An 8,208-nucleotide genomic window follows, 5' to 3' on the forward strand; every position below is an offset into this window, starting at 1 on the left:
GTGCGTGGGTCCGGGCCCGGGCGTGGGTTCGCACCCGCGCGAGGGTCCGGGCCCGGCGGCCGCGCTGCGCGGCGGGTGGGGCGGGGCACGGGGCGGACGGGGCGGGGCGCGTCACGGGGTGCGTCACGAGGCCCGGCGCAGGTGCATTGCGGGGGCGTGGGCCGGGGCGAACCCCATGAACTCCTCCACGGCGATCTCCGCCGTGGTGGTCGCCGAGAACACCACGTGCTCGCCCTGGCGGGCGGTGACCTTCACCTGGAGGCGGCCCTCGGGGTCCCAGACGTGCGGGACGACCTGGGTCTCGATCCAGCAGGGCGCGTCGAGTTCGGCGTACCGGAAGAACTCCGCGGCCACCCCGCTGATCAGCGCCGTGCGCGGGAAGGCGGCGGCGTGCGCGGCCTGCCGCGCGGCCTCCAGCAGGAGCATGCCCGGTGCGTGGTCGACGGGGTGGTCGAAGAGCACGGGGTGGGTGAGGTCGGCGCGCAGCTGGGTGTGGCTGAGGCGGTTGCCGGCGGCCAGTACGACGTCGCGGCTCCGGTCGCGGCCCGCCAGCTGCGGGGTCATCGGAGGCGGCGTGGGCAGCGCGTGGGCGCGGGCCTCGTCGAGGTCGGCGTAGCGGCCGCGCAGGCGCTCGTAGACGGCCGGCGGCTGGTTGGTGAAGGAGGCCTCGGCGCCGCCGAGGAGTTCGCCGTCGCGGACGATGCCGACCTCCATGGTCAGGCCGGCCAGGCGGCGGCCGCGGCGGGTGATGTCGGTGCAGGAGATGTGCAGTTCGATGTCGGTCGGGGTGTCCCCGACGGTGAGCGCCGCGGGTTCGACGGCGTAGACGAACCGGTCCCAGATCTGCCGGTGGCCGAAAGGCACGTCGTACCCGACGTGGCTGAGCAGCGGGATCGCCTGGCGCACGCTCTCGGCGACGAGCAGCGGGTCGTGCCTGCCGGCGACGGTGGAGTAGAAGCTGTGGTCCCGCGGCCACTGGGCGGTGACGACGAAACGGTCCTGGTCAACGCGGCGCCAGCCGGTGAGCAGGACTTCCGAGTGGGCGGCCTTGTGGACGTACTCCCTGGCCACAGTGGTGGTCAGGGCGGTGGCAGCTGCGGTGGTGCCGACAGACATGGTCACGACTTTGTCCCCCCATGGACGTCGTTCGTGGATTGGCCGATAGGCAGTGCGGCGGTGCGGCGGCCTCCGTAACATAGAGAATGTTCTTTTTTTTGTCGAGTGGTCTTCAAGTGGTCATCGAGCGCTGAGAGTTGCCTGGGGGGCACCTGTGATCGTGGTGAGCGGAGGGACCGGATTCGTCGGTTCGGCGGTCGTACGGCAGTTGCGTGAGGCCGGGGCCGAGGTGCGGCTGCTGAGCCGCGCGGGGGGTGTGGACCTGGGGAGGCCGCAGTCGCTGCGCGGGGCGTGCGAGGGGGCGCGGACCCTGGTCTCGCTCGCGTCGTACGTGGGGCCGGACGAGGAGAAGTGTGCGGCTGTGAACGTCCGCGGGACGCGGGCGCTGATGTCCGAGGCGCGCCGGGCGGGCGTGCACCGCATCGTGCACCTGTCGACGTGTGCGGTGTACGGGACCGGCCCGCACCGGGGGGTGGACGTCGGGGAGGTCGCGCCGGCGCCGGTGTCGGCGACGAGCCGGAGCCGGCTGGCGGGGGAGGGGCCGGTCCTGGCGGCCGGCGGGACCGTGCTGCGGGCCGGGCTGGTGACGGGGGCGGGGGACCGGTGGGCGGTTCCGGCGCTGGTGGACGCGTTCCGGCGGCTGCCGGGCAGCTGGGCGGGGGGCCGCGGACTCGCCTCGTACGTCGACGTGGCCGACCTGGCGCGGGTGGCGGTCGCGCTGGCGACCGGGCCGCGGGCGCTGCCGGGTGGGGTGGTGCACGTCAGCCACCCGGAGCCGGTGCGCAACGGGGAGCTGATGGGGGCGCTGGCGCGGCACGGCGTGCTGCCGCACGTGCCGGCCGCGGGCGGGGAGCTGAGCTGGCAGGAGTGCCTGGCGGGGCTGGGGGAGCGGCCGGGCTGGGTGAGCGAACGGCAGTTCGCGCTGCTGGCCGGTGACATGTGGTACCGCAGCGACGCGGTCTGGCGGCTGGCCGGGGTCGACCCCGGCCCCGGCCCCGTCCGCCGCCTCGCGGCGGCGGCCCCGTGGTACCGCGACCGGGGCGGGGCCCGGCCGGACGCCTAGCCTTCAGCGGGGTGGCGGGGGCCTAAGCGCTCCGCTGGAAGTGCGTGATGAAACCGCGGGCCGGTGGGGGCTGGTCGCGCCCACGCGGCGGAGCCGCATATGCGGACAGCCCCGCGCCCCTGACGGGGCGCGGTACCGCACCGGACTTCGCTGAGCCCGCTTAGCCTTCAGCGGGGTGGCCGGGGTCGGGGTGGCCGGTCCGGCCTTGGCCGCCGGGTGCGGTCCAGACGTAGGACGACAGGGCGTCGAACTCGGCCCGGGTGTAGAACGGGATCCACGCCGGCCGCCGCCCGCACCCGGCCTTGCCGAAAGCCTGATCCGCGAGGTTCGGCGCCCGCAGCGACTCGGCGGGCCGGTGCAGCCGGGCCAGAGCGTTGGCGTGCCGCATGTGGCCTAGCGACGCGAACAACGGGTCACGCCGGGCCACCGCCGAACGCTTCATCACCTCCGCGCCCGGCGGGTGGCCGGCGGTGGCCGGTCGCGGGGGCTGCGGGCTTCGGGGGTTTGCTCGTGTTGGCGTACGGGAAGCAGGGCTGCCGGGGCCCTGCTCCCGGCGGCTGCGCGCGCGGGCGGCGCTACGGGAGGGGGACCGCGTCCAGGGCCGTGGGCCAGGGGAAGGCGTCCGGGAGGTCCTGGCCGGCCGGGCCCGGGAGGAAGCCGCCCTCGCCGAGGAGGACGTTCACGCCCGCCGTCCGCAGGACGGCCACGCTCTGCTCGAACTGGGGGTGCGCCGCGAGCGCCGCGTTCGTGCACGGCATGGCGACCGCCGGCGTGCCCTTGCCCAGCGCTTCCGCGGCCACGCCGACGACGAAGCGGTCGGTCAGGCCGAGGGCCCAGGCGTTGACCGAGTTGAAGGTGGCCGGCGCGAACAGCAGCGCGTCGGCCGCCGGCCAGACGTCCGGCTCGCCGGGCATCTTGTACTGCCACCGCACCGGGTGCCCGGTCAGCGCCGCCAGCCCGTCCAGACTCCCGGCCACCCAGTGCGCCGCCGTCGGGCTGAGCCCCAGGCACACGTCCCAGCCGCGCGCCTGCGCGTCCTCGATCACGTGGGCCACGTCGAAGACGGGCGGGGCGGCGGAGCAGAGCAGGTAGAGAGTGCTTGTCATGCCCACCATGTGATCATATTGCTTGACCTCGACCACACTTGAGGTCACAGGATGTCGGGCATGAGCTCCCAGCACTCGGCGCACGACGCCGACATCGCCGCCATCCACCAGGTCGTCGCCGAGGTCGAGAAGGCCCAGCGGGCCAAGGACCCCGACGCGTTCCTCGCGCTGTTCCACCCCGACGCGCTGTGGACCACCGCCCACGGCAAGGTCCTCATCGGGCTCGACGCCATCTCTGCGTTCACCCGCCAGGTGCTCCCGGCCGCGTCCTGGGACGGCAGTGTCAGCTACGAGGCCGTACACATCCAGTTCCTGCGCCCGGATGTGGCCGCCGTAAAGGTCCGCCAGCTCTACCGCGGCTCCGACGGCAGCGTGGAGTCGGAGGGCGCTCCGCTGTACGTGATGACCAAGCAGGACGGGCGCTGGCTGCTGACGGCCTGCCAGAACACCGAGGTGCGGCGCGACGCTTCCTAGCCTTACGCCCTACCAGTCGGCGGGGTAGCTCTTGAGGATGCTGGTGTCGAGGCTCCAGCGGCCGACGGTGACGGTGTCGCCGAAGGCGTACGGGACGGTCTTGCGGTAGCGGATGCCGTCCGGCCCCGGCGCCGGGTCGCTGTGGACGGTGACGGTCTGCTTGCCGTGCCGGGGGTCGACGACCACGTAGAGGGGGATGCCCATCTTCGGGTAGTCCCCCAGCTTTTCCCGGATGTCGTCCAGGGAGTTGCCGGGTGGGACGACTTCCACGGTCATGAGGACGTCGCGGGAGTCGACTGCCTTCGACGTCTCGTCCGCCTTCTCCTCGATGACGACCATGAGGTCGGGGATTTTGGTGAGGCCGGTCGCCGGGTCGTACGTGTTCGTGTCGGTGAGTGCGACGACCTCGGGCGCCTGGGCCTCGATCCGGCGGCGCAGCCGTCCCACGTCGAGGCCGTGGGCGGTGGTCCGGCTCAGCATCGTGATGAGGATTCTGCTGCCGCTGGTCTGTACCTTCCACCGGCCTTCGTGGCGCTCGGCCAGCTCCGCGATCTGCTCGGCGAAGTCGTTGAGCCGCCGCCTCTCGTCGGGAGCGAGGTCGGCCATGGTGTCCTCCTGTGAGAGTCCTGGCCAGCGTATCCAGCCGGTGCGGGTCGGGTGGTTCTCCGGTGGGCGTCGAGCGGGCGTCGAGTGGGCTTCCGGTGGGTTCCGAGCGGGGGCGCGGACCGTGGAGGGACCCGCGTCCCCAGGAGGGCAGAGACGTGCCGGTCTTCCCGTACCCCGAGGTGCCGCTCGACGGGCTGCTCAGGCGCGCCGCGCGCCGGGATCCGTACGGTGTGGCGATCCGTTACGACGACCGCCGCCGCGCCCCGGTCACCTTCGCCGAGCTCGACGCGCAGGCCGACCGGGTCGCCGGGCGGGTGGAGGCGGAGGTCGGGGCGGGGCGGGGGGCGCGGGTCGGGGTCGCGAACGTGCTCGACGCCTCCTTCGCCGCCGTCTGTTACGGGATCGCGCGGAGCGGGAACACCGCCGTGCTGATCAATCCGCTGCTCAAGGAGCCCGGGCTGGCCCATGTGTGCGCCGCGGCCGAGGTGGAGAGCGCCTTCGTGCCGGCCGCGACCGGGCGGATGCTGGACGGGCTCGTGCGGGCCGGGCAGCTGCCGGCGCTGCGGAGCGTCGTGGCGACGGACGGGGCCGGCGCTCCTGGGTGGGCCGGCGCTGCCGGATCGGCCGGCGCTGCTGGATCGGCTGGTGCCGGGGCCGGGTTCGGTTTCCGGTCCTCGTCGGGCGACTGCGGGACCGAGGCCCGGCTCGACGACGTCGTCTGCATTCAGTTCACCACCGGGACCACCGGTAAGCCGCGTGGGGTCCGGCTCACCCACCGCAACCTCGTCGCCAACGCCGCCCAGGCCGCCGCCGCGCACGATCTGCGGCGCGACGCGGTCACCCTCAACCACCTGCCGCTCTACCACGTCATGCACCTCAACTCCGCGGTGTTCGCCGGGGCCTGCCAGGTGCTGTGCACCGACCCCGACCCGCTGGCCTCGCTCGCCGTGGCCGCCCGCGAGGGCGTCAGCCACTACTACGGCCTGCCCGCCCGGCTGCACCGCCTCGCCGCCCAGCTGCGCGACGCGGACGAGGTGAGCATCGAGGGCGTCCCCGCCGCCCCCCGGCTCACCGCCGTGCTGTCCGGTGGCACCGCGCTCGACCCGGGCGCCGCCCGCACCCTGCGCCGGCTGCTCGGCGTCCCCGTCGTCCAGGGCTACGGCATGGCCGAGCTGTCCCCGCTGAGCCACTGCCAGCGCCCCGGCTCCGCCGCCGTGTACGACGACCTCGACCGCCCGCGCAGCACCGCCGTCGGCCCGGCCGTGCCCGGAACCGAGTGCCGCATCGTCCATCTCGACACCCGGCGCCCGCTGGCCCCGTACAGCACCGGCGAGGTGCAGATCCGCGGGCCGCAGCTGATGGCCGGCTACCTGGACTGCCTCGGCCCGGCCAAGGTCGGCTACGGGGGTTGGTTCTCCACCGGCGACATCGGCTACGTCAACGCCGACGGCGAGCTGTTCCTCGTGGACCGGCTCGGCGACGTCTTCAAGTACGACAACGAACTCGTCTCGCCGACCGCCGTCGAAGCGGTCGTCGCCGCCGACGAACGGGTCGCCGACTGCGTCGTCGCGGGCTGGCCCGACCCCGTCCACGGGGCGGTGGCGTGGACCGGGATCGTGCTGCGCGATCCGGCCCAGCCCGGGCTGCTCGACGTACTCGACTCGATCGTGGAGCGCGCGAACGAACGGCTCGCGCACTTCGAACAGATCCGCCGCGTCGAGGTCCTCGACGCCGTACCGCGCACCCCGGTGGGCAAGCCCGCCCGGCGGGGGCTGCTGATGAGCATCCGTACGCGGGCGGCCGTGGAGACCGCCGCCTGACGAGCGTCCTCGCTGCCCTGTCCTGCCCTTTCCTGTTCTGTCCTGCCGTTCCCTTCCCTTCCCTTCCCTTCCAGTTCCTGGAGTTTGCTGTGGTGACCTTCGTCAACAAGCTGACCGTGCACGGCGACATCGAGGAGTTCCTGGCCGCCAAGGAGCGGATCTCCGCCTTCATGGCCGCCCAGCCGGGGCACATCGCCCACCGCACGCTGAACTCCCTGGCCGAGCCGAACGTCTTCCTGGAGATCGCCGAGTGGACCGACGCCGCCGCGCACCGGGCCGCGGTGACCAGCGAGGCCTTCCGTGGGCTGATCGGGCCGCTGGCGGCGCTGGCCACGCCCGAGCCGGGACTCTTCCGCACGGTCGAGGAAGGGCCCTGGCGTACGCCGCAGCCGTCGGCGGCACTGCAGTCCGTGCCGCAGCAGCCGGTGCCGGCGGAGCCCGCGCATGCGGCCTGAGGATCCGGCCCGGGCGCAGGCACGGGCGCAGGTCCTGGTGGTCGGGGCCGGGCCCGTCGGGCTGACCGCCGCGCACGAACTGGCGCGGCGGGGCCTTGCGGTGCGGCTCGTCGACGCCGCGCCGGGGCCGGCCGCGACCAGCCGGGCGGTCGCCGTGCACCCGCGCACGCTGGAGACCTTCGACCAGATGGGCGTGGTGGGCCCGGTCCTGCGGCGCGGGCGGCCCAACCGGGCCTTCACGATGTACGCGGGCGGCCGCCGCCTGGTGCGCCTCGACGCCGACTACGCCACCATGCCCACCTGCTACCCGTACACCGTCATCATCGAGCAGACCCGCACGGAGGACGTGCTGCGGGCGGCGGTGGAGCGGCTCGGCGTACGGGTGGAGTGGGGGGTGCGGCTGACGTCCTTCGCGCAGGACGACGGCGGCGTACGGGCCCTCCTCGCGCACGCGGACGGCCGGGAGGAGGTCTTCGGGGTCCCGTGGCTGGTCGGCTGCGACGGCGGGCACAGCACGGTGCGCAAGACGCTCGGGCTGCCGCTGCTCGGGGAGTCGAGCGAGACGTGGGAACTGGCCGACGCGCCCGTCTCGGTGGACCTCCCGCAGGACACCATCTACTGGGTGCACACCGGCGGTCAGGCGCTGATGATGGTGCCGTACCGGCGGGACGGGTACTGGCGGCTGCTGGACACGGCACCGGCGGACGCGGCACCTGCGGACGCAGCCGGGGCGGGTCCGAGGGCCGTGGCGGAGCGGTTTTCGGCCAAGCTGTCCGCCGGGCTGGGCCGGGAGGTCCGGGTGGGCGAGCCGACCTGGACGTCCGTCTTCACCTTCCAGCAGCGGATGGTCCCGCGGATGCACGAGGGCCGGGTGTTCGTGGCCGGCGACGCCGCGCACGTGCACAGCCCGGCCTCCGGGCAGGGCATGAACACCGGCGTCCAGGAGGCGTACAACCTGGCCTGGAAGCTCGCCATGGTCGAAGGGGGCCGGGCGGGCCGCGAACTGCTCGACACCTACGGCGAGGAGCGGGTGCCGGTCGGCCGCGCCCTGCTGGGCTCCACCCGGCAGGCCACCTTCCTGGTGCAGTTCAAGAACGCGCTGGCCGGCGCCGCGCTGCCGGTGGTCATGGGCGTCGTACGCCGGACCGGACCGCTGCGCCGGGCCGTCCAGCGCAAGGTGCTCGGCGGGATGTCGGGGCTGCGCCTGGGCTATCCGGACAGCTCGCTGACCACGGCGGCGGAGCCGGGGCAGGGGGGCACCGGACCCGAGCCGGGAGCGCGCGCGGCCGCCGCGGTGGCCCGCTTCCCCGGCGACGCCGGGACGACGGCGCTCGGTGCGGAGCTGCGCGACGTGCGGTGGTCCCTGTTGTACGTGCCCGAGGGCACCGGGGAGGCCGCGGAGACGGCCCGCCGCGCGCATGACGCGCATGAACCGTGGCTGTCCGTGCGGACGGTCGTGGGCGCCACGGCGTCGGGAACGGCCTCGGGCTCGGGGGTGGGATCCGCGTCGGCAGCCGCGTCGGCAGCGGCGCGGGCCGGAGCGGCCGCCGCGGGCCGGCGGTGGACGC

9 protein-coding genes are annotated in these 8,208 nt (G+C 74.3%); 5 read left to right on the top strand and 4 right to left on the bottom strand.

Translation table 11 applies throughout. From position 1 onward, the window contains the following. Nucleotides 1–123: 123 nt before the first annotated feature. Nucleotides 124–1,116 (bottom strand): ScbA/BarX family gamma-butyrolactone biosynthesis protein, encoded by a 993-nt coding sequence (locus GPJ59_RS30075; RefSeq protein WP_219671073.1) that lies wholly within the window; start codon nt 1,114–1,116, stop codon nt 124–126. A 163-nt stretch (nt 1,117–1,279) separates the two neighbouring features. Between GPJ59_RS30075 and GPJ59_RS30080 the strand changes: the two genes are divergently transcribed. After that, a complete protein-coding gene (locus GPJ59_RS30080; protein ID WP_308120564.1) occupies nt 1,280–2,179 on the top strand; it encodes an NAD-dependent epimerase/dehydratase family protein in 900 nt (299 codons plus the stop codon). A gap of 160 nt (nt 2,180–2,339) precedes the next feature. Here GPJ59_RS30080 and GPJ59_RS30085 read toward each other — a convergent pair whose 3' ends face one another. Together GPJ59_RS30085 and GPJ59_RS30090 are read right to left on the bottom strand one after the other, a co-directional pair. After that, nucleotides 2,340–2,567, bottom strand: coding sequence for a hypothetical protein (locus GPJ59_RS30085; RefSeq protein WP_258025137.1), 228 nt, complete (start codon nt 2,565–2,567; stop codon nt 2,340–2,342). 187 nt (nt 2,568–2,754) lie between these two features. Continuing rightward, nucleotides 2,755–3,285 (bottom strand): flavoprotein, encoded by a 531-nt coding sequence (locus GPJ59_RS30090; protein ID WP_219671074.1) that lies wholly within the window; start codon nt 3,283–3,285, stop codon nt 2,755–2,757. Between the two features lie 60 nt (nt 3,286–3,345). Between GPJ59_RS30090 and GPJ59_RS30095 the strand changes: the two genes are divergently transcribed. Next, nucleotides 3,346–3,759, top strand: a complete 414-nt coding sequence (locus GPJ59_RS30095; protein WP_374200949.1) for an SgcJ/EcaC family oxidoreductase — start codon at nt 3,346–3,348, stop codon at nt 3,757–3,759. A 9-nt stretch (nt 3,760–3,768) separates the two neighbouring features. Here the strand turns inward: GPJ59_RS30095 and GPJ59_RS30100 are convergent, their stop codons facing one another. Continuing rightward, nucleotides 3,769–4,365 carry a Uma2 family endonuclease gene (locus GPJ59_RS30100; protein ID WP_219671076.1) on the bottom strand — a complete coding sequence of 199 codons (597 nt, stop codon included), beginning with the start codon at nt 4,363–4,365 and terminating at the stop codon, nt 3,769–3,771. A 155-nt stretch (nt 4,366–4,520) separates the two neighbouring features. Here GPJ59_RS30100 and GPJ59_RS30105 point away from each other — a divergent pair, with 155 nt between their 5' ends. From GPJ59_RS30105 to GPJ59_RS30115, 3 genes are all read left to right on the top strand, one after another. After that, nucleotides 4,521–6,185 carry a class I adenylate-forming enzyme family protein gene (locus tag GPJ59_RS30105; protein WP_219671077.1) on the top strand — a complete coding sequence of 555 codons (1,665 nt, stop codon included), beginning with the start codon at nt 4,521–4,523 and terminating at the stop codon, nt 6,183–6,185. 89 nt (nt 6,186–6,274) lie between these two features. After that, nucleotides 6,275–6,640, top strand: coding sequence for an antibiotic biosynthesis monooxygenase family protein (locus tag GPJ59_RS30110; RefSeq protein ID WP_219671078.1), 366 nt, complete (start codon nt 6,275–6,277; stop codon nt 6,638–6,640). After that, nucleotides 6,630–8,208: FAD-dependent oxidoreductase (locus tag GPJ59_RS30115; RefSeq protein ID WP_219671079.1), on the top strand; the 1,579-nt coding region annotated here is incomplete at its 3' end. The genes GPJ59_RS30110 and GPJ59_RS30115, both read left to right, overlap by 11 nt.

It is taken from the genome of Streptomyces bambusae, from assembly GCF_019400985.1.
Taxonomy (GTDB): Bacteria; Actinomycetota; Actinomycetes; order Streptomycetales; family Streptomycetaceae; genus Streptomyces; species Streptomyces bambusae_A.